The sequence below is a fragment of the Mesorhizobium sp. CA15 genome (genome assembly GCF_020165215.1).
Taxonomy (GTDB): domain Bacteria; phylum Pseudomonadota; class Alphaproteobacteria; order Rhizobiales; family Rhizobiaceae; genus Mesorhizobium.
The window spans coordinates 115,468-135,350 of record NZ_JAIUHQ010000015.1; the positions used below are offsets into that span (position 1 = coordinate 115,468).

The 19,883-nt window shown below is 64.1% G+C and carries 15 protein-coding genes; 6 read left to right on the plus strand and 9 right to left on the minus strand.

Translation table 11 applies throughout. The annotated features are described in order from the left end of the window. Positions 1–50 precede the first annotated feature (50 nt). The 5 genes from LB515_RS22155 to LB515_RS22175 all read right to left on the minus strand — a co-directional run bounded on the left by LB515_RS22155 (position 51) and on the right by LB515_RS22175 (position 6,845). Positions 51–383 (minus strand): hypothetical protein, encoded by a 333-nt coding sequence (locus LB515_RS22155; protein WP_224601548.1) that lies wholly within the window; start codon positions 381–383, stop codon positions 51–53. Positions 384–410: 27 nt separating this feature from the next. Then, on the minus strand, positions 411–824 hold the full coding sequence (locus LB515_RS22160) for a hypothetical protein (protein WP_224708970.1): 414 nt from the start codon (positions 822–824) through the stop codon (positions 411–413). Between the two features lie 72 nt (positions 825–896). Then, positions 897–4,001 carry an efflux RND transporter permease subunit gene (locus LB515_RS22165; RefSeq protein ID WP_263490371.1) on the minus strand — a complete coding sequence of 1,035 codons (3,105 nt, stop codon included), beginning with the start codon at positions 3,999–4,001 and terminating at the stop codon, positions 897–899. Positions 4,002–4,119: 118 nt separating this feature from the next. Further along, on the minus strand, positions 4,120–5,706 hold the full coding sequence (locus LB515_RS22170; protein ID WP_224708971.1) for an FAD-dependent monooxygenase: 1,587 nt from the start codon (positions 5,704–5,706) through the stop codon (positions 4,120–4,122). Further along, entirely contained in the window at positions 5,703–6,845 is a 1,143-nt protein-coding gene (locus tag LB515_RS22175; RefSeq protein ID WP_224708972.1) for an efflux RND transporter periplasmic adaptor subunit, read from the minus strand. Before LB515_RS22175 ends, LB515_RS22170 begins: the two co-directional genes overlap by 4 nt. 449 nt (positions 6,846–7,294) lie before the next feature. On the opposite strand from LB515_RS22175, the gene LB515_RS22180 reads away from it, so the two are divergent. The 3 genes from LB515_RS22180 to LB515_RS22190 all read left to right on the plus strand — a co-directional run bounded on the left by LB515_RS22180 (position 7,295) and on the right by LB515_RS22190 (position 10,875). After that, positions 7,295–7,771 carry a MarR family winged helix-turn-helix transcriptional regulator gene (locus LB515_RS22180; protein WP_224708980.1) on the plus strand — a complete coding sequence of 159 codons (477 nt, stop codon included), beginning with the start codon at positions 7,295–7,297 and terminating at the stop codon, positions 7,769–7,771. Beyond that, positions 7,768–8,964 carry an HlyD family secretion protein gene (locus LB515_RS22185; protein WP_224708973.1) on the plus strand — a complete coding sequence of 399 codons (1,197 nt, stop codon included), beginning with the start codon at positions 7,768–7,770 and terminating at the stop codon, positions 8,962–8,964. Before LB515_RS22180 ends, LB515_RS22185 begins: the two co-directional genes overlap by 4 nt. A 378-nt stretch (positions 8,965–9,342) precedes the next feature. Next, positions 9,343–10,875, plus strand: a complete 1,533-nt coding sequence (locus tag LB515_RS22190; protein WP_224544701.1) for a DHA2 family efflux MFS transporter permease subunit — start codon at positions 9,343–9,345, stop codon at positions 10,873–10,875. Between the two features lie 30 nt (positions 10,876–10,905). Here LB515_RS22190 and LB515_RS22195 read toward each other — a convergent pair whose 3' ends face one another. Further along, on the minus strand, positions 10,906–11,412 hold the full coding sequence (locus tag LB515_RS22195) for a CAP domain-containing protein (protein WP_224632264.1): 507 nt from the start codon (positions 11,410–11,412) through the stop codon (positions 10,906–10,908). A 168-nt stretch (positions 11,413–11,580) separates the two neighbouring features. Here LB515_RS22195 and LB515_RS22200 point away from each other — a divergent pair, with 168 nt between their 5' ends. After that, positions 11,581–12,405 (plus strand): DUF2189 domain-containing protein, encoded by an 825-nt coding sequence (locus LB515_RS22200; protein WP_224529322.1) that lies wholly within the window; start codon positions 11,581–11,583, stop codon positions 12,403–12,405. 224 nt (positions 12,406–12,629) lie between these two features. Here the strand turns inward: LB515_RS22200 and LB515_RS22205 are convergent, their stop codons facing one another. From LB515_RS22205 to LB515_RS22215, 3 genes are all read right to left on the minus strand, one after another. Beyond that, positions 12,630–13,262, minus strand: a complete 633-nt coding sequence (locus tag LB515_RS22205; RefSeq protein WP_140656967.1) for a LysE family translocator — start codon at positions 13,260–13,262, stop codon at positions 12,630–12,632. A gap of 306 nt (positions 13,263–13,568) precedes the next feature. After that, entirely contained in the window at positions 13,569–15,542 is a 1,974-nt protein-coding gene (locus LB515_RS22210; RefSeq protein WP_224708974.1) for a TadE/TadG family type IV pilus assembly protein, read from the minus strand. A gap of 194 nt (positions 15,543–15,736) precedes the next feature. Next, on the minus strand, positions 15,737–17,626 hold the full coding sequence (locus LB515_RS22215) for a pilus assembly protein (protein ID WP_224708975.1): 1,890 nt from the start codon (positions 17,624–17,626) through the stop codon (positions 15,737–15,739). A gap of 307 nt (positions 17,627–17,933) precedes the next feature. Here LB515_RS22215 and LB515_RS22220 point away from each other — a divergent pair, with 307 nt between their 5' ends. Beyond that, positions 17,934–18,794, plus strand: coding sequence for a TIGR01459 family HAD-type hydrolase (locus LB515_RS22220; protein ID WP_224708976.1), 861 nt, complete (start codon positions 17,934–17,936; stop codon positions 18,792–18,794). A 32-nt stretch (positions 18,795–18,826) separates the two neighbouring features. Continuing rightward, a complete protein-coding gene (locus tag LB515_RS22225; RefSeq protein WP_224708977.1) occupies positions 18,827–19,810 on the plus strand; it encodes a bifunctional riboflavin kinase/FAD synthetase in 984 nt (327 codons plus the stop codon). The last annotated feature ends 73 nt before the right edge of the window (positions 19,811–19,883 follow it).

Below are 19,883 nucleotides of genomic sequence, written 5' to 3' on the forward strand. Positions count from 1 at the left end.
CGCGTGACTCCGTTTCAGCGCAACGCGCCTTAAGTCGTGCTCGGGACCAATCAATCGGTCACGACCACGATGTAGCGGCCCTGATAGGCGCGGTAGTAGGTGCCGCCGCAGCGCCAGACGTCAAAACCGTTGACCTTGGTGCGGACGCAGCCGGCGGGGAGCGTCGCGACCCAGGCTGTCGTATGCCGCAGCACGCGCCAGGTGGTGGTGCGGCGGGCAACGCCCGCTGCGCTGCGCGGCGTCCAGGGCGCGCCGATTCGTGCCTCGGCAGTACTGACCAGCGACAGGGCCGGAACGGCGCTGCCGACGATCTCGACGGCGGTGATCGCGAGGGCGAGCAACGCTGCCGCCGAACGGCATTTCCTGAGGGATTTCATAGGCATGTTGGTTTCTCCAGATGTTGGTGAGGTCTAGTGGGAGGATGCAGCGGCAACCCGGGCCGAACCCGCCAATGCCGCCAGGTGAGCAACCACGAACAGCCAGTGCGCCGCGGTTGTGAGGTAGCCGACGACGAGCACGTCGGCGGCGATGAAGAACTGCCAGAACAGAAGGTTCGCCGTCCCGAGCAGCACATGCACGGCAGCCATCACGGCATGCCAGATGCGGGAGTAGCCGATACGCCAGAGCGTCACGCCGATGATCAAGGCGAGCCCATGCGCTTCGATAAAGCCGATGCCGGTGCCGGGCGCGTTGTTGAGCAGCACGGCCTCGGCGCCGCGGCCGAAGAAGGAGCCGGCGATGTCGGTGGCGAGCCCGCCGACCGATGCGAGGATAAGGAAGCCGGCGTTGAAGCGAACCAGAAGATTGCCAAAGAAGGGTGTCATGATCGTTCCTTTCCGTGTTGGATGAAGGCTCGCCACGGCGGCATCCGCCGTGGCTGTTGGAGGAAGCGCCGGTCAGGCCGCCAGCGGTTGGGGCTCGGCGGCGGCCGTGGTCGGCTCGGCCGCGGGAGCGCTCTCGACCGGCGCCTTGATGCCGAACCAGGTGACGTAGAGCGTCGGCAGAAAGACCAGCGTCAGCACGGTCGCGACCAAAAGGCCGCCCATCACGGCATAGGCCATCGGCCCCCAGAATACGGTTGGCGCGATCGGGATCATGCCGAGAATGGCGGCCGCCGCCGTGAGCAAGATCGGCCGCAAGCGATGCGTGGTGGCGCTGATCACCGCCGCCCAGGGTTCCTCGCCGGCGGCGATATGCTGGTCGATCTGCGCGATCAGAATGACCGAGTTGCGGATCACCATGCCGATCAGCGACATTACGCCGAGGATCGCGACGAAGCCCATCGGTGCTCCCGACAGAAGCAGTGCGCCGGCCACGCCGATGATCGCCAGCGGAGCGGTGAGCAGCACCAGCACCAGGCGCTGGAAGCTCATCAACTGGATCATCAGCACGGTGGCCATGATGAACAGCATCAGCGGGAAGACCACGAAGATGCTGGCCTGCGCCTTGGCGCTGTCCTCGATCACGCCGCCCTGTTCGACGCTGTAGCGCGCCGGCAACTGCGCCTCGAAGGTTGCAATGGGGCTCGCTAGCCGCTTCGACACGGTGGTGGCGTTCTCGCCAGGTGCGACGTCGGCCTGGACGGTCACGGTCGGCAGGCGGCCGCGGCGCCAGATCAGCGGCGGCTCGGTCTGGTAGCTGAGCTTCGCCACCTGTTCGAGCGGCACCCGCCGTCCGCCCGAAGCGCCGATCGTCAGACCGCGCAGCGTGTCAATGCTGGCGCGTTCACTATCCACGGCACGTGCGACAATGTCGACGAGATAGGTGTCGTCGCGCATCTGCGTGATCTTGGAGCCGGACAGCACTGCGTTGATCGTCTCCGACAGCTGCTGCGAGGAGATGCCCAGCGCGCGCGCACGATCCTGGTCGACATCCACCTTGATCACCTTGGCCGGCTCGTTCCAGTCGTAGTTGATGTTGCGCACGGCGGCATCGCTGCCCAGCACCTGCGCGAACTGCTGCGCGAGGCTGCGCGTCTTGTCCGGGTCCGGACCGCTGACGCGGAACTTCAGCGGCCAGCCGACCGGCGGGCCGAGCTCCAGCGGCGTGACGCGGGCCATAACGTCGTCGAAGCCGGTCGACAGCTTTTTCTCCAGCCGGTCGATGACCGCCTGGCGTACGGCGTGGCCCCTGGTGACGACCACGGCCTGGGCGAAGAAGTCGTTGGCGAGCTGCGCGTCAAGCGGCAGGTAAAAGCGCACCGCGCCCTGGCCGACATAGAAGCTCCAGTGGTCGATATCTGGATCGGCGGCGAGCAGCTTCTCGACGCGCTCGACCACGGCATCCGTAGACTTGATCGAAGCAGTGCGCGGCAAGGTGAGGTCGAGCATGACCTCGGGCCGGTCGGACTTCGGGAAGAACTCCTGGCCGACGAAGCCCATCGCCACGACGGAGAGCGCGAACAGTCCGGCCGTCGCCGACAGCACCAGCCACTTCGCCCGCATCGCCATTTCGAGCAGCGCCTGGAAACCGCGGGCGATGCGCGAGGGATGATTGCTGCCACCATGACCCTTTATGCGATCGGGCAGCAGGAAAACTCCGGTCAGCGGTGTGAACAGCACCGCAACCACCCAGGATACAACGAGCGCGATCGCCACGACAGCGAACAGCGAGAAGCAGTATTCGCCGGCGCCGCTCTTGGCGAAGCCGACCGGCACGAAGCCGGCGATCGTCACCAGCGTGCCGGTGAGCATCGGGAAGGCGGTCGAGGTGTAGGCATAGGTGGCGGCCGAGATCTTGTCGTAGCCTTCCTCCATACGCGCGATCATCATCTCGACCGCGATCATCGCATCGTCGACCAGCAGGCCGAGCGCGATGATCAGTGCGCCGAGCGAGATGCGCTGCAGCGAGATGCCGAAATACTCCATGGTGACGAAGGTGATCGCCAGAACCAGCGGGATGGCGACCGCCACGACGACGCCGGGACGCCAGCCGAGCGCCAGCAGCGAGACGGCGAGCACGATGGCGATCGCCTCGCCGAGGCTCTTGGTGAACTCGCCGACGGATTCTTCCACCACATGCGACTGGTCGGCGACCAGGCCGAGTTCGGCGCCGAGCGGCAGCTCGCCCTCCATTTCATGCATCTTCTCCTTGACCGTCTCGCCCAGCGCCAGCGCGTCGCCGCCCGAAGTCATCGAGATGGCGATGCCGACCGCCGGCTTGCCGTTGAAGCGGAACATCGGCTGCGGCGGGTCGGAATAGGCGTGCTTGACCTCGGCGACGTCGCCCAGCCGGAAGTAATGGCCGTTGGCATAGAAGTTGATCGCCTTGAGGCTTTCCTCGGAGGTGAAGCTGCCCGAGACGCGGATGGCGATGCGCTCGGGGCCGGCATCGACCGTGCCGCTCGGGGTCAGCGCGTTCTGCGCCTGCAGCGCCTGCGACAGCGTGCCGACATCGAGGCCGAGCGCCGCCACCTTCTGCGTCGAGAATTCGAGATAGATCTTCTCGTCCTGCTGGCCGATGAGGTCGACCTTGGCGACATCTTTCACCGTCAGCAGCCCGGCCCGCAGGCTGGTGGCGAGATCCTTCAACTCGCGATGGCTGAGGCTGTCGGAGGTGAGCGCATAGATCAGCGAATACGTGTCGCCGAACTCGTCGTTAAAGAACGGGCCCTGCACGCCTGACGGCAGCGTCGGCTTGATGTCGTCGAGCTTCTTGCGCACCTGATACCAGAGCGGCTGCACCTGGTCGGCGGCCACCGTGTCCTTGAGATTGACGAAGACGACGGATTCGCCGGGTTTCGTGTAGCTCTTGACGTAGTCGAGGTCCGGCAGTTCCTCGAGCTTCTTCTCGATGCGGTCGGTGATCTGCTCCACTGTGTCGCTGGTGCCGGCGCCCGGCCACATCGTCTTCACCACCATGGTTTTGATGGTGAAGGGCGGGTCCTCCTCGCGGCCGAGGCCGCCATAGGCGTAGAGGCCGGCAAGTGCGGCCGCGATCATCAGATAGACGATGAAGCTGCGGTGGCGCAGCGCCCATTCGGAAAGATTGAAGCTGGTCATGATGCGGTTCCTTTTCAGGGCGCGCGCAAGCGCGCTCCGCCGGCGCTTGCCGGCTGGCCAAAACAAATGACGGTTTGGGTTCAGTCAGCGCCCGCCGCTCGGCGGGCGCCGTCGCAATTCAGGCCAGGCTGTGCATGGTGCCCGGCACACGGTAGGGCGCGCGTTCGGCGGCCCTCGGTCGGATGGCGAGGCCGGCGAGATAGCGCTGGAAAACGGCGGCTTCCTGAACCGGCGAGGCGAGCGCGACATGGCCGTCCGGCCTCACCAGATAGGCTGCGTCGCGCTGTAGCCCGGCTTTCCCGGCTGCGTCGGTCCAAGCGAAGGCATGCACTGCAATTCCTGTCGGTGCGAGCATCGCCCGGAAATCGCAATTGACCTCGCCATAAACATGGATCTGCCAGTCGAGCGACCGCAGCGGCTCGAAATTGTCGCCGCCCGCGCCCATGATGTTGCAAGCGACATAAGGCAGGCGATCGCCGCCGCTGACCTTGCCCGCCACCCCCGAGCTGATCGGCCCGGCGCGATACTGGATCGCCGCCTGCGAGATCACGCCGAAGAAGGCGCGCGAGCCGATCGAGGTGTGCAGGGCGATGTTCAGGATCTTCGGCATCAGGTAGCGCCGGAACAGGCCGACGAGCCGCGAGCGGCTGGTAATGAAACGGAAAGCGGTGTCGGTGCTCTCGATCAGCTTGTGCGCGAAGGCAATGCGTTCCGGTTCGTAACTGTTGAGCAGGCGCGCATCGGCCCGGCCCTGTACGACCGCCGCGAGCTTCCAGGCGAGATTCACCGCATCGCCCATGCCGGTGTTCATGCCCTGGCCGCCGGCCGGGCTGTGGATGTGGCCGGCATCGCCGGCGAGGAAGACGCGGCCGACGCGGAAGCGCTCGGCGACCCGGTGATGGACGCGGTAGGTCGAGAACCAGTTGACCTCGTCGACCTTGACGCCGGTGTCGCGCTCGACATCGGCGCGGATCGCCTCGAAGCTGATCGTCTCGTCGGCTTCATGCGCCTTCGGCACGATCCCAATCAGCCGGACCGAACCGGACTGCCGCACCGGCATGACGATTGCGAAGCCGTAGGTGCTGATCGTCGTGTCCATGCCGTTGCGGGTGATATCGCCGCTACCTTTCACGTCTGCGACGTAGAAGGACTGCTCGTAGGTGCCACCGGGGAAGCCGATGTTCAGCCCGTGGCGCACCGCGCTGCGGGCGCCGTCGCAGCCTGCGAGATAGGCGGTGCTGACGGTCTCGATCCGGCCATTCCTGCTCAGCGTGGCGATGACCGCCTCGCCCTTGTCCTGGAAAGCGACGAGCTCCGTATTGCGCTCGACCTCGACGCCGGCGCGCTCCAGATGCGTGATCAGCACGCGCTCGTGGATGTCCTGCGGCAGCGCGAAGGCGAAGGAGTAAGGGCTGATGCCGCGGCCGAAATCCGACAGCGGCAGCCTGGCGGCGACGCCGGCCGGCGTGTGCACGGTAAGCCGCTCGAGCTTCACGCCTGCCGCCAGCACGTCGTCGACGATGCCGATCTGGCGGTGGAACTCCAGCGTGCGCGCCTGGACGGCCAGCGCCCGCGAGGTTTCGCCGGGAGCGGCGGCCTTGTCGAAGATGCGCACCGGCACGCCGAGCCTGGTCAGCCACAGCGCGAGCGTCAACCCTGTCGGGCCGGCACCGGCGATGAGGACCTTTGCCTTGGACATGGTCATTTTCCTTCTCCCTCGATGATACGAACTTTTTCGTGCTCCCGCAGCCGGTTCACGCCGGCGGTGACGACCATATCGCCCTTGGCGAGCCCGCTGCTGACCACCACGCGGTCGGTCTCGTAGCGGGCGACCGTGATGGGCTTGAGTTCGACAGCGGACGAAGAGGTGAAAACCCAGACTGCCGGCTTGCCGTCCTTGTCGAAGAGCGCGCTGCCCGGCAGCACTATGACCGGCGCGCCACCACCCATCTCGGCGCGGCCGGCGACGCTTGCGCCGAAACGCATCTCGTCGGGTGCATTGTCGATCGAGACCTTCACCTGGAAGGTGCGGGTCGTGGCATCGGCCATCGGCGCGATCTCGCGGATGGTGCCGACGGCCGTGATCGCCGGATTGCTGAGTAGAGAAACGGTCACCTGCGGCGGCCGCTTGGTGTCGGGAGCGTTGGCGAAGGCGGCTTCCGCGATCGAGAATACGGCGTCGCGGCTGTCCGGATCGGCGACGCGCACCACCATCTGTCCGACATTGACTGACTGGCCGGCTTCGGCGCCGGCGGCGGTGACGATGCCGTCGAATTCCGCATGCAGCTCGGTATAGCCGAGCTGGTCCTTGGCCATATCGGAGGCAATGGTCGCCGATTTGAGCTTGGCTTGCGCCGAGCGCAGGTTCTTCAGCGTCGCGTCATAATTGGCCCGCGTCGTAAAACCCTTGGCGAGCAGCGCGCCGATGCGCGCCTCGGCGGCATTTGCCTCGACAAGTACGGCCTGCGCCGCCGCGACATCGGCCTCGGCGCTGGCGAGCCGGTTGCGATAGTCCTGATCGTCGATGCGGGCGAGCACGTCGCCCTTCTTCACCGTCGCGCCGATCTCGGCGATGCGTTCGATGAGCTTGCCGGATAAACGAAAGCCCAGGTCGCTTTCGAGCCTCGGACGGATCTCGCCGACGGCGGTGCGGGTGTCCGCGCCGAGCATCGGGGTGACCGCTATCGCCTTGACGAGCTTCGTCTCAGGCGTCGCGGGTTTGGCGTTCGAGGCCTCGCTTCTTGCGCCGTGCCAGGCCATTGCGGCGCCGCCGGCAAGAACGGCGATCGATCCGGCGACAAGGCGGTGCCTCAGCGGCCTATTGTGGAAGAGTGCGGCAATCATGTTGTCTCCATGCCCAGGGTTGCGGCCGCGCTGGGAGGATGCGGCCCGGGAAATATGTTGGCTGGAGCGGGATCGGGCGTTCGCGGGCCTGTCTTTCACCAGCCCGATCTTCTTGCGGTTTCCGGCCTGGGAAATCCCGAACGGTTTCTGAAAATTTTCCGATGTTTGTCCGAGAGACAGGCTCGAAAGGATTGACGTCGGCGCTCCAAATGTATGGCGCCCTTCGATCGGCATGATCACGAGCTCGCTCGCCGCCTTCTTCGTCGTCACCATGCTGATGCGCAACCGGCCATGATCTCTTGGCCTTGGGATGGGCCTACCGGCACCGACCCCTGCACGTTCATCGATCGCTAACCGTAAGGGAGCTTGCCTTGCTGCAACGTCGATTTGCTGGCTTCTGGAACAAAGCGGCCCTTGAATAGTAAGCACGCTTATTATATATGTCGCTCATGGTTTCCGACGGCATCGACAGATTAGGATTTTTGATCCACGACGTGCAGCGCCTGATGCGCAAGCGTTTCGAGGCGCGCGCCAGTGGGTTGGGCCTTTCCTCGGCGCAGTGGCGCCTGCTTGTGCGCGTTGCCAAGGAGGCGGGCGTCGCGCAGGCGCGGCTTGCCGAGCTCCTCGAAATCGAGCCGATCAGCGTCTCCCGCCTGGTCGACCGCATGGAGGAGGGCGGCTGGATCGAGCGCCGCCAGGACGCGACCGACCGGCGCGTGCGCATGATCTTTCCGACCGAGAAGGCGAACGCGGCCTATGCCGACGTCAAGAGCCTTGCCGGCGAGGTCTATGAGGAATCGCTGACCGGCGTGTCGGCGGAAGAACGCCGCGTCCTGATCCGAGTGCTGGACGCCATCGTGAAGAATTTGACGGACGCCGAGACGTCCCTGGAAAAGATGAAGAATACGGAAGGGGCAGCAGCATGAACGCGGCAGCCAAGATAGAAGACGACAACGTCACCAAGCTTGCGCCGGCCCAGCCGGTCGCGGAAGCGCCGGCCCAGCCGGCGGCCGCTCCGGTTGCGGCGGCTGCCGAGCCGCGGCTCGCTCCGGCGCTGAAGAAGAAGCGCCGCCCCGGGCGCTTCCTGTTGATGGTCGCCCTGCCGCTGGCCCTGCTTGCCGGCGGCGCGTATGTCTGGATCACGGGCGGCCGCTATCAGGAAACCGAGAACGCCAACCTGCAGCAGGCCAGGATTTCGGTCGCCTCCGACACGGCTGGCCGTATCGTGCAGGTCGGCATAGCCGACAACCAGCTGGTCAAGCAGGGCGACCTTCTCTTCGTCATCGACCCCGCGCCTTACAAGATTGCGCTCGCCCAGGCCGATGCGGCGGTTGCCGCCGCGCGCCTCAATGTCGAGCAGCTGCGCGCCGCTTACAGCCAGGCGATGGCGCAGGAAAAGTCCGCCTCCAGCGAGGTCGACTATGCGCAGTCGCAATATGGCCGCGCCGCCGATCTCGCGCAGAAAGGCATCAACGCCAAGTCGTCGCTCGACGAGGCCCGCAACGATCTCGACAAGGCCAAGCAGCAGCTCGCCGTCGCACAGCAGGGCATCGTCAGCGCCAAGGCAGCGCTCGGTGGCAATCCGGATATCGAGACCGACAAGCATCCGACCGTGATGGCGGCGCTCGCTGCGCGCGACAAGGCCGCCTACGATCTGGCGCAGACGACGGTCAAGGCGCCGGCGGACGGCATCGTCTACCAGGCCGCGTCGTTCAAGGTCGGCCAGTATGTCGGCGTCGGCACGCCGCTGTTCGCTCTGGTCGAGACGGGCGACACCTGGATCGACGCCAATTTCAAGGAGACCCAGCTCACCAACATGAAGCCGGGCCAGAAGGCCGAGATCGTCGTCGACACCTATCCGGGCCGCACCTTCGAGGCGACCGTGAAAGCCATCGGCGCCGGGACGGGCGCGGAGTTTTCGCTGCTGCCCGCGCAAAACGCCACCGGCAACTGGGTCAAGGTCACGCAGCGCATTCCCGTGCGCCTGGAATTGACCGACCCCGACGCCAAGATGGCGTTGCGCACCGGCATGAGCGCCACCGTCACCGTCGACACCGGCGTGGCGCGCGGCCTGCCGTCGATCTTCGGTCACGCCACGGCAGGGGAGCAGGCGCGGTAAGACAGCGAGCCCGTCGCGATCCGTCGGGCATTGAGGGGATTGGTCCGGTGGAGACGTGGCAAGGATCAGCAAGGCAAGCCGCATGGCGGCTCGTTCGAAAGCTGAGGCCCGGCCACCGACCCGTTGGTCCTCAGGTTTCCGGGCGGCAGGCATCCGCTCCAACAGAGACTTTCGGTCGATGTAACCCCCACATCGATAGTCGCGTCCCACCGCGATGAAGGTCTCTCAACGAAGGCTTTGCCGCCCGGAAACCTAGAGCCGGATGATTTCGGGCCTGTTCGACCTGAAATCTGAACCCGCCTCTAAATCAAAGCGCATGATACTTTTCGGCATCATGCTAACGTACATGTTTTTGTTACCTGCTGGAAGTTCAGCATCATGAGCACGCCCGAACCTTTCAAGGAAGTGCCGCACCGCGGACTGATCACAGTCGCGCTGATGCTGGCGACGATCATGCAGGCGCTCGACACCACGATCGCAAACGTCGCGCTGCCGACCATGACCGGCGACCTCGGCGCCTCGCCCGACAACATCAACTGGGTGCTGACCTCCTATATCGTGGCGGCGGCGATCATGACGCCAGTTACCGGCTGGCTCGCCGACAGGCTCGGCCGCAAGGAGCTGTTCCTCACCGCCGTCGTCGGCTTCACCATCTTCTCCATGCTCTGCGGTCTTGCCTGGAGCCTCGAGACCATAGTGCTCTTCCGCCTGCTGCAGGGCGTGTTCGGCGCGGCCATCGTGCCGCTGTCGCAGACCTTCCTGCTCGACATCAACCCGAAGGAGCGCCATGGCCAGGCAATGGCGATCTGGGGCGCCGGCATCATGCTCGGGCCGATCCTGGGGCCGACGCTCGGCGGCTGGCTGACGGAAAACTTCAACTGGCGCTGGGTGTTCTTCATCAATCTGCCGGTCGGCATCCTCGCCTTCCTCGGCATGGCCGCCTACCTGCCGGTCATCGCCAAGCGCGTGCGCGGCTTCGACTTCTTCGGCTTCGCCATGCTGTCGCTCGGTGTCGGCGCGCTGCAGCTTCTGCTCGACCGCGGCGGCGAGGTCGACTGGTTCAACTCGGCCGAAATCTGGATCGAGCTCGCGCTGTCGCTCACCGGCTTCTGGGTGTTCATCATCCACACGGTGACGGCCGAGCATCCCTTCATCGATCCGAAGATATTCCTCGACCGCAATTTCGTGACCGGGCTGGGCTTCATCTTCGTCATGGGCGTACTGATACTGGCCTCGATGTCGCTGTTGCCGCCGATGCTGGCCAACATCTTCGGCTATCCGACCGTGACCATCGGCGTCGTGCTGGGTCCGCGCGGCATCGGCACGATGATTTCGATGCTGGTCGTCGGCCGCATCATGCACAGGATCGATGCCAGGATCCTCGTCGCCATCGGCTTCCTGCTCACCGCGCAGTCGCTCTACACGATGGCGAGCTTCACGCCGCAGATGGACAATTGGCTGATCATCTCCTCGGGCGTCATCCAGGGTCTCGGCATGGGCATGGTGTTCGTGCCGCTGTCGACGGTCGCCTTCGCCACGCTCGACGCGCGCTACCGCACCGACGCCACCTCGCTGTTCAGCCTGGTGCGCAATCTGGGCTCCTCCATCGGCGTATCGGTGGTCGCGGCGCTGATGGTGCGCAACACCCAGGTCAACCACACCGAGCTGTCGGCCTTCATCAATCCATACAACCCGAATCTGTGGGCCGCTTCTCCGGCGGCCGCCGCCGGCGATCCCGTAGCACTTTCGCAGGTCGACCGCGCGGTGAATGCCCAGGCGATGATGATTTCCTATATCAACGACTTCAAGATCCTGATGGTGATGACGCTGGCCGCCATTCCTTTCGTCATTCTGCTGCGCAAGCCAAAAGCGGCACCGGCGGGCGGGGCGCCGGCCGCGCATATGGATTGATAAAGTCGCTGCTCTCAGCCGGCCGCCTTTTCAGCGGCCCAGCACCAGCGCCCAATAGCGCAACGCCGGATCGCGGCCGTCCCGCACGTAAGCCAGCCCGAAGCGGCTGAAGTCCTGATCGAGCATGTTGCGGCGGTGGCCGGCCGAATGCATCCAGATGTCGAACAGCTTCTCAAGGTCGAAGCGGCCCTCGGCGATGTTTTCGGCCGCAGCACCCCGCACGCCATTGTCCTTCATGCGCGAGGCGAAATCCTTGCCCCAGCCAGTGGTGTGGCTCATGCGCTCGCGCGAGGCCATATAGCCGGCCTGCTGCAGCGCCGCCTGTTCGAGCTGCGCGTCCGGCGTCAGCGTCGGCAGACCGGCGGAGCTGCGGATACTGGCCAACGTCGCTGTCGCGGACGAAGAGACGCCGGCGCCTTCGCCGGTCGGCACGGAGACGGTGCTGCAGGCGGCTATGCCGGCAAGCGCCACTAGGCCGGCGGCCGCGAGCAACGTGCGGCGGTTGAAATCGGGGGAGGTGGTGATCAAGGTGGTCATGCGGCCTCTGATACCGGCGATCGTGGCTTTTGCCGGGCAGGGCGATGAAAATCGCATGAAGCGCGACATTCCCCGGAAGATCGGTTATCATCCCGGCGTTCTTGAAAGTGGCAGCCACGGGCGGCCACCCAGGCGGTGACCGCCCCCGGTATAAAACGGAGGACGGTTATGGCTGGTTTTCATGTCATGGCGGACGCGCGCGGGATGCATGTGCAGCCCACGGTGCGCCACATCACCACGTCGGATCTCTGGGATGCGTTGAGGCTCGGCGCCGAGGATTTCTGGGCCAAGCCGTCGCATTATGTGTTCCTGTGCCTGATCTATCCGATCGTCGGCCTGATCCTGACGCGGTGGAGCTCCGGCTCCAACGCCATCCAGCTCGTCTACCCGCTGATGTCGGGCTTCGCGCTGATCGGGCCCTTCGCGGCCATCGGCCTTTATGAGATCAGCCGCCGGCGCGAGCTCGGCATGAGCAGCCGCTGGCATCATGCGCTCGACGTGCGCCATTCGCCGGCGCTGCCGTCGATCGCTGTCATCGGCGTCCTGCTTTTCGCGCTATTCCTGTTGTGGCTGTTCGCCGCGCAGTCGCTCTACACCAGCCTGTTCGGCGCCGAGCCGCCCGCTTCGGTCGGCGCCTTTTTGCGCGATGTGCTGACGACCGGCAGGGGCTGGACGTTGATCCTCGTCGGCAACGCCGTCGGTTTCGTTTTCGCCGCCGTCGTTTTGGCCACCACTGTCATTGCCTTTCCGCTGCTGCTTGACCGCGATGTCGGCGCCGTCTCGGCAATTGAAACCTCGGCCCGTGCCGTCATGGCCAATCCGTTGACGATGGCGCTTTGGGGTTTGACGGTCGCCGTGTTGCTGGTGATCGGCTCGATACCGCTGTTTGCCGGGCTTGCCGTCGTCATGCCGATTCTCGGCCACGCGACCTGGCATCTCTACCGCAAGGTGGTCGAGCCGGAGCAGATCCGGCCTGTACGCCGGCCGATGTAGATCTGATGGCTCGCCCTTAGGGTGCGTTGAGATTCAGGTCAGGCGGAGTCGAGAATGATGGCTGTCGAGAACCGGCCTACGCCGGCCATAGCCTTCATAGGGCAAAGACACTTATGAGGGCTTCGGCCGGCGAAGGCCGGAGCGGAGCGTACTGCCATACGTGAGCACCGGAAGCGCAGACAGCCGTCATTCGCAGGCCGGTCTCACCTGAATATCAATGTGCCCTAGCGCTGCGCCTCGGTCGCCATCTTCAAGGCCAGGGCGGTCAGCACCGTGCCCATCATCCAGCGCTGCACGACCAGCCAGAACGGCCGTCCGGCGAGGAAATTCGCGATCGAGCCGGCCGTCACCGCAATGATGGCGTTGACGGTGAGGCTGATCGAGATCTGCGTCACGCCGAGCACCAGAAGCTGCGACAGAACATGACCCTTGGCCGGATTGATGAACTGCGGCAGCAGCGACAGGTAGAGCACAGCCACTTTCGGATTGAGCAGGTTGGTCATCAGCCCCATGACGAAGAGCTTGCGCGGCCTGTCCCTCGGCAACTCGCGGACCTGGAAGGGCGAGCGCCCGCCGGGCTTCAGCGCCTGCCAGGCGAGCCACAACAGATAGAGCGCGCCGGCGAAGCGAAGCGCGTCGTAAGCGTATGGCACGGCAAAGATGAGCGCCGTAATGCCGAACGCTGCCGAGACCACATAAAACAGGAAGCCCAGCGCCACGCCGCCGAGCGAGATCAGCCCGGCTTTCGGCCCTTGCGACAGCGAGCGCGAGATCAGGTAGATCATGTTCGGCCCAGGCGTGAGCACCATGCCGAGGCAGATCAGCGCGAAAGTGAGATGATTGGCGGCGTCGGGCATCGGAGTCTCCAAGAGCGAAGACACTGACCACCGACGTCCGCCAACGGCAAGAGCATGATCGCCCGGGCTTTTGCGCCAGTGCTCGAAAATCGGCGAAAGCGCCGCAGCTGCTGATCTCCCCCCTTGCGGGGGAGATGTCCGGCAGGACAGAGGGGGGTGCGAAGGAACGCCTACCCCTTGCCAACTGGGCCAAGGCATAGACGATGTATAGGCTGGCTGGAGAGGCCGGCGGGACAGCACCCCCCTCTGCCTTGCAGGCATCTCCCCCGCAAGGGGGGAGATTGGCAGCTTCAGCGCTGGCTCCCGCTACCCAACCACGCGCAAATTCGACAACTCGTTGGCAATCTCCTTGAAGTTGTCGGAGAGCGTCGCCCCAGTGGCGTTCCAGAACAGCTTGGCCGGTTTGCTGGGATCGGTTGGATCCTTGCGGAAGCGGGAATCGGAAGAGCAGGCCTTCAGCGCGGCCATCGCCTTCTGGTCGCTTGAACTGATAGACGATATGTCGAGCGCCACCGTCATCACCATGATGTTGGCCGCCTTGGCATTGTCGCACAGCTTCGCCATCTGCTCGTTCATCGCCGCGGTGTAGTTGCTCGACGAATAGTTGAACTGGCCGATGGCGCTCGACGTGCCGCCGAACAGGCGGGTGACCGATGTGCCGTTATAGCCGACGCCGGTGTAGCCGTAGGCGGCATAGGTCGACTTGTTGCCGGCCGGATCGGAACTAACCGTCGAATAGGTGTTCTCGCCGTCGGTGAGCACGATGACGACCTTGTCGTTGCCGCGCTCGGATTCCGGACGGCCTTCGGTGAAGGGTTCGGCGTTCGAAACCGTGCGCCAGCCCCAGGCCATGCCTTCGGGCACATTGGTGTTGCCGTTGGGCTGCATCAGGTCGATCGCCGCCTTGATGGCGGCAACTCCATCTGTTTGGGTGACGTCGGTGAGCGGCGTGATCGGTGTGGTGGTGCAGCTGTAATTCGGCCCGGCGCCCGGGCTCAATACCGGAGCATTGATCGGCCGTGGCATGAAGTATTTGGCCATATTGGACTGCCTGGTCTTGCCGGTGGTGCTCGACGGATCGTCGTTCCACCAACTGTTGGCGGCGCCATAGGTCACCGGCCTCGGTTCGTCAGGATCCTGTGTGACATACCAATGGTTGCCGGGCTCGTCGGGCGCGAACATCGGCACGAACATGGTCGCCGGATCGCCGATCCCGATGCCCGTGTTGTTAGGCCCGCCGGAGGCCGGCGTATCGTTGACATTGTAGGGATAGGGCCGCACTTCCACGCAACCCTGCCAACTGGCGAACGGGCCATAGGTGTCGTTGTAGTCATATTCGTTGTGGCTGCGCTCGCAGGTATGGTTGTCGCGATATTCGTCGCAGACGACGCGCTTGCTGCCGGCGATGCGTTCGTGGCTGGTGACGACCTTCATATCCCGATAGAGCTCGAAACGGGTCAGTATCTGCCCTTCCTCCGCGCCCCAACCGGTACCCTTTTTATACCAGATGCCGTTGATTTTCTGAGCGTATTTGGCGGGAGCGTTCAGCGTCGACCAATCGAAATTCTCGTTGGCGATTGGCGACAGCCCATAGGTGTCCATCCAGGAGGCGTTGTCGTTGTTCGGCCCGACATTGACCGATGCCGCGAACGGCACGAGGCTGAACTGGACCGGCTTGTCGATCTGCTTGATCTGCGCTGCCTGCTGCCCGAGCGTGTCGACGAGCTGCTTGGCCGCCTGCTTGAGCAGGTCGATGCGCTTCTGTCCCGTGCCTGTGCCGGGCGTTGTCATGGAGCCTGAATTGTCGAGCACCATCGCCACTTCCAGCGTGTTCTTCAGCCGCACCTGGGAGTCCATGGCAAGGTTGATCGACTTGTTCGCATCGACCGTGGATGCGCCGACGAGCAGCGAGGCGGACGGGTAGAAGTAAGGGTGGTAGTTCAGCGTCGCGCTCATCGTGAGCAGACCGCCGCCGGCCTGGCTGGTGGGCAGCGTGATGTTGAGCGAGATGTCGGCGGGGTCGATGTTGTTCAAGTTGGCGTTGAAGAAGTCGACCGCATAGGCTCTGATCTGGTCATCCGTGGCGCCTTCGGCAAGCCGCCGCGCCGCGGCGAAATTGGCGGCGTCGAGCGCGTTGAGCACCATCTGCTTCTGGCGGTTGAGCTCGCTGAAGTCGACGGCCATCGCCACTGCTCCCATCAGCGGCACCATGGCGATCGCGGTCATGAGCGCATAGTTGCCGCGGCGGTCACGGCAGAATTGATGCCAGAATTTGCGCATTTTTATCGAGCGGCCCCCCGCCGGCGGATTCTCTGTCGGGCGACATTTCCACAAAACGCTGAAGGACCAGTTTGGCAAACCCCTCGATTGCTTAACGGCGACTTCACCAGCCGCTAACCAAATCATTTCCGATGGTGCGCTGCACGGTGGAAGCGCCCGCTTTACGACGGGCGTCGATCGCTTGTCCGAGCAGATTAGCTGACGATGCGCAGGTTCGACAATTCGTTGCCGATCGCCTTGAAGTCGTCCGACAGCGTGGCGCCGGTCGAGTTCCAGAACAGTTTCTTCGGCGTCTTGCCGGTCGGGTCCGCTGGATCCTTAGCGTAGCGCGAATCCGACGAGCAGGTCTTCAGCGCTGCCATCTGCGCCGCCTCGGCCGTGTTGGTGGAGTCGAGATCGAGCGCGATGGTCATAACGATGATGTTGGCCGCCTTGGCGTTGTCGCACAGCGTTGCCAGATGCTCGCTCATGGCCTTGGTGTAGTTGGCGTTCGAATAATCGCTTTTGCTGACGTTGATGCTGGTGCCGAGGAATGGCCGGCCATAGGTGTAGGTGCTTCCGAACGGCTTGGTCTGGCTGCCGTAGGCAAGATATCCAAGCGCGGAATAGATGGCCTTGTTGCCGGAAAGATCGTTGCCGCCGCTCCTGTAGTAGGTGCCCGAGTACGACTGGGCACTCACCGAATCCGGCGTGTAATAGGTATTGGCCCCGTCGGTCAGCACAATCAGAACCTTGTCGTTGCCTTTTTGTGTTTCCGGGCGTCCCTCGGTGAAAGGCGCGGTGCTGGAAAGCGTCCGCCAGCCCCAGGCCATACCTTCCGGCACGTTGGTGGCGCCGACATCGACCATGGCGTCGATCGCGTTCTTGACCGTGGTGGCGCCGGCAGAGGTGGAGACATCGGTCAGCGGCGTGATCGCGGTCGTGCTGCAACTGGTGTTCGGGCCGGCATTGTTGCCGTAGGCGGGGGTGATCTTGTTGCCGTAGTTGAAATATTTCGGCATGTATTTCTGGCGCGTCGGATTGTCGGTGCTGGACGTCACGTCGAGATGCCAGTTGTTGTTTGCGGGCCGGGAGTAGCCGTCGGTATAATCGGTCTCGTCAGGCGCGAACATCGGCACGAACAGCGTCGCCGGCGTTGAGGTGGACGGGGCCGTATCCTGGATATTGTACGGATAGGGACGCGACTCGACGCAGCCGCTCCAGCTCGCGATCGGCGCGTAGGTTATGTTGGACGTGCAAACATTGTTCGAATCTTTGGTGCAAGCCGAAATTCGCTGCATCCATTTGTAGAGTGAGAAGCGCGTCAGCGCCTTGTCCTTCTGGGTGGGGTCCCAATCGGTGCCGCGCGCATACCAGATGCTGCCGACCTTCTCGACATATCTCTGGGGCCAGGGCGAATTCCCCTGGGTCATCGTCGTCCAGTCGAAATTCTCGTGCTGGATGGGCGAGATGCCGTCCTGATCCATCCAGGCAGCATCTTTGTTTCCCGAGCCGATATTGACCGAGGCGGCGAACGGAACCAGGCTGAACTGAACCGGCTTGGAAATCTGCTTCATCAGCTGCGCTTGCCCCGACAACTGGTCGACAAGCTGCTTGGCGGCGCTCTTCAGAAGGTCGAAACGTACTTGATTCGAGCCGTGGCCGAGTTCGGCCATCGAGCCAGAATTGTCGAGCACCAGCGACACTTCCAGCGTGTTCTTAAGGCGGATTTCAGATCTGGCCGAGAAGTTGACGTTCGTCTGGCCCGGCGTTCCGCCAAGCAATGCGACCGCGGCCGGCAGGAAGTAAGGTTGGTACTTCAGGGCGGCTTCGAGCACCAGCGTGCCGCCGCCCGCATTGTTGTTGGGCAAGGTGACCGTCAGCGTGGTGTTCGCCGGAAGGACGTGCCTCAGATTGGCCTCGAAAAATGTCTTGGCATAGGCTTTGGCTTCGGCGTCGGTGGCGCCGCCGACGATCTGCTGTGCCGTCGCGATGCCGGCGGCGTCCAGCGCGTTCAGCGTCTCCTGCCGCTCTCTTATGAGCTCGGTATAGTCGACCGCAAGCGCCACCCCGCCCATCAGCGGTATCATGGTGACGGCCGTCATCAAGGCATAGTTGCCTCGTCTGTCGCGTAGGAATTTGCGGATCAATGCCCTTAGCCCCCGCCAGGATCCTATAGTTTCTCGTTTAGCATGATCCAAGAATCGTTAAATTTTAGCTCCCTCGGAAGCGTCAAGACCGCACGGTCGTTTGACAGGGCATTAACCCTGTGCACCGACGCGCCGTCGAAGGCCGATGCCGGAAAGCTGGTGACAGGATGAAGCGCTTCGGTTATGCGGGACCGGCCGTGGCGTCCTCTGAACTGAAGAATGGCTGTCGCGGTCTTGTCAGGATCGAAATCAGGGACACGGCATGGCGGATTCGCCTGACATCATCGCTTCGCTCGACGATCTTGCGGGGCGCTACGCCGCCATACTGTGCGACGTATGGGGCGTCGTGCACAATGGCGAATGGCACTTTCCGGCCGCTGCCGCGGCGCTTGCAAGGGCGCGCGCGGCCACTGTGCCTGTCGTGCTCATAACCAATTCGCCGCGCCGCAGCGCCGACGTCGTCGCCCAGATGAAGGTCATCGGGGTACCCGCCGACGCCTTTGACCACGTCGTCACATCAGGCGATGTGACCCGCGACCTGATCGCGGAAGGACCGAGGAAGATCTTTCACATCGGTCCCGAGCGCGACTTCAGCCTTTACGATGGGCTCGACGTCGATCTGGTCGAGGAATTCGAGGCCTCGGGCATCGTCTGCACGGGCCTCTATGACGACGAGGTCGAGAAGCCCGCCGACTATGCGGAGCTGCTGCGGCGGCTGCGTGCCCGCAATCTGCCGTTCATTTGCGCCAATCCGGATATCTTGGTGGAGCGCGGCGAGCGCACCATCTGGTGCGCCGGCGCGCTCGCGCGAGATTACGCGCAGCTGGGTGGCCGTACGTTGATTGCCGGCAAGCCCTTCGCGCCGATCTATGATGTCGCCATGAAGGAGGTCGCCGGCCTTCTTGGCCGCGCCGTCGAGCGAAGCGAGGTCCTCGCCATCGGCGACGGCATGATGACCGACGTCAAGGGCGCGGCCGACAACGGCTTTGACGTGCTCTATGTCTCGGGCGGTATTCACGCTCGCGATTATGGCGATCCGCTCCGCCCCGATCCTGAAAGGCTGGCCGGCTTCCTTGAAAAGCACGGCTACCGGCCGGTCGCCGTCATTGCGCGTCTGCAATAGGTTGGAGGTCTGGCCATGACGGGCGCCTCGACATGAACCAAGCCTTCCAACGCCTTTCGGCTGTCGCGCCGCTGCCCGCGCATCTGCGCGGCGGCGTCGTGGCGATCGGTAATTTCGACGGTGTCCATCGCGGCCATCAGTCCGTCCTGGAACGCGCGCTGAGCGAAGCAACCCGCAATGGCGTGCCCGCTTTGGTGCTGACTTTCGAGCCGCATCCGCGCAAGGTATTCCGGCCACAGGTGCCGCTCTTCGTGCTGACGCCGCCGCCGATGAAGGCGCGGCTGCTCGCCGGGCTTGGCTTTGCCGCTTTGGTCGAGCAGCCGTTCACGCGCGATTTTGCCTCGCTCTCGCCTGAGGCTTTCGTGACCGATGTGCTGGAGAAGAACCTCGGCATCCGCCACGCCGTCACCGGTTTCGACTTCCATTTCGGCAAGGACCGCCAGGGCGGGCCGGCCTTTCTGATGGCGGCCGGCGAACGGCACGGCTTCGGCGTGACGCTGGTCGATGCCTTCCGCGATGAAGGCGCGGAGGTGGTTTCGTCGAGCCGCATCCGGGATCTGCTCGCCGAAGGCAAGGTGGAGGAGGCCGCCGGCCTGCTCGGCTACCGTTTCACCGTCGAGACCGAGGTGATCGGCGGCCAGCGGCTTGGCCGCACTCTCGGCTTCCCGACCGCCAATATGCGGCTTTCGCCGGAAGCGGCCTTGAAGGAGGGGATTTATGCCGTCCGCTTCCGTCGCGCCGACGGCGCGCTTCATGACGGAGTCGCCAGCTTCGGCCGGCGTCCCACCGTCGACGACAATGGCGCGCCGCTGCTCGAAACCTACGTCTTCGATTTTTCCGGCGATCTCTATGGCGAGACCTGCCGGGTGTCGTTCTTCGGCTTCCTGCGCCCAGAGCTCAAATTCGATGGTCTCGACGCGCTGGTGGCGCAGATGAAACAAGACGAGGCCGAGGCGAGAGCGCTGCTCAAGGGCGTGCGCCCGCTTTCGCAACTGGACGCCGAAATCGCGTTCTAGAGTCTTTCATGTTTTGACGGAAGCGTATCCGGCGTTTTCGAAGTAGTTCTTGCATTCGGCTGCCTCGATGGTT

Bases quoted from the DNA above. Each gene is read 5' to 3' on its own strand.
- LB515_RS22155 (WP_224601548.1), bottom strand. From the start codon at position 383: ATGCCTATGAAATCCCTCAGGAAATGCCGTTCGGCGGCAGCGTTGCTC.
- LB515_RS22160 (WP_224708970.1), bottom strand. From the start codon at position 824: ATGACACCCTTCTTTGGCAATCTTCTGGTTCGCTTCAACGCCGGCTTC.
- LB515_RS22165 (WP_263490371.1), bottom strand. From the start codon at position 4,001: ATGACCAGCTTCAATCTTTCCGAATGGGCGCTGCGCCACCGCAGCTTC.
- LB515_RS22170 (WP_224708971.1), bottom strand. From the start codon at position 5,706: ATGACCATGTCCAAGGCAAAGGTCCTCATCGCCGGTGCCGGCCCGACA.
- LB515_RS22175 (WP_224708972.1), bottom strand. From the start codon at position 6,845: ATGATTGCCGCACTCTTCCACAATAGGCCGCTGAGGCACCGCCTTGTC.
- LB515_RS22180 (WP_224708980.1), top strand. From the start codon at position 7,295: ATGGTTTCCGACGGCATCGACAGATTAGGATTTTTGATCCACGACGTG.
- LB515_RS22185 (WP_224708973.1), top strand. From the start codon at position 7,768: ATGAACGCGGCAGCCAAGATAGAAGACGACAACGTCACCAAGCTTGCG.
- LB515_RS22190 (WP_224544701.1), top strand. From the start codon at position 9,343: ATGAGCACGCCCGAACCTTTCAAGGAAGTGCCGCACCGCGGACTGATC.
- LB515_RS22195 (WP_224632264.1), bottom strand. From the start codon at position 11,412: ATGACCACCTTGATCACCACCTCCCCCGATTTCAACCGCCGCACGTTG.
- LB515_RS22200 (WP_224529322.1), top strand. From the start codon at position 11,581: ATGGCTGGTTTTCATGTCATGGCGGACGCGCGCGGGATGCATGTGCAG.
- LB515_RS22205 (WP_140656967.1), bottom strand. From the start codon at position 13,262: ATGCCCGACGCCGCCAATCATCTCACTTTCGCGCTGATCTGCCTCGGC.
- LB515_RS22210 (WP_224708974.1), bottom strand. From the start codon at position 15,542: ATGCGCAAATTCTGGCATCAATTCTGCCGTGACCGCCGCGGCAACTAT.
- LB515_RS22215 (WP_224708975.1), bottom strand. From the start codon at position 17,626: ATGACGGCCGTCACCATGATACCGCTGATGGGCGGGGTGGCGCTTGCG.
- LB515_RS22220 (WP_224708976.1), top strand. From the start codon at position 17,934: ATGGCGGATTCGCCTGACATCATCGCTTCGCTCGACGATCTTGCGGGG.
- LB515_RS22225 (WP_224708977.1), top strand. From the start codon at position 18,827: ATGAACCAAGCCTTCCAACGCCTTTCGGCTGTCGCGCCGCTGCCCGCG.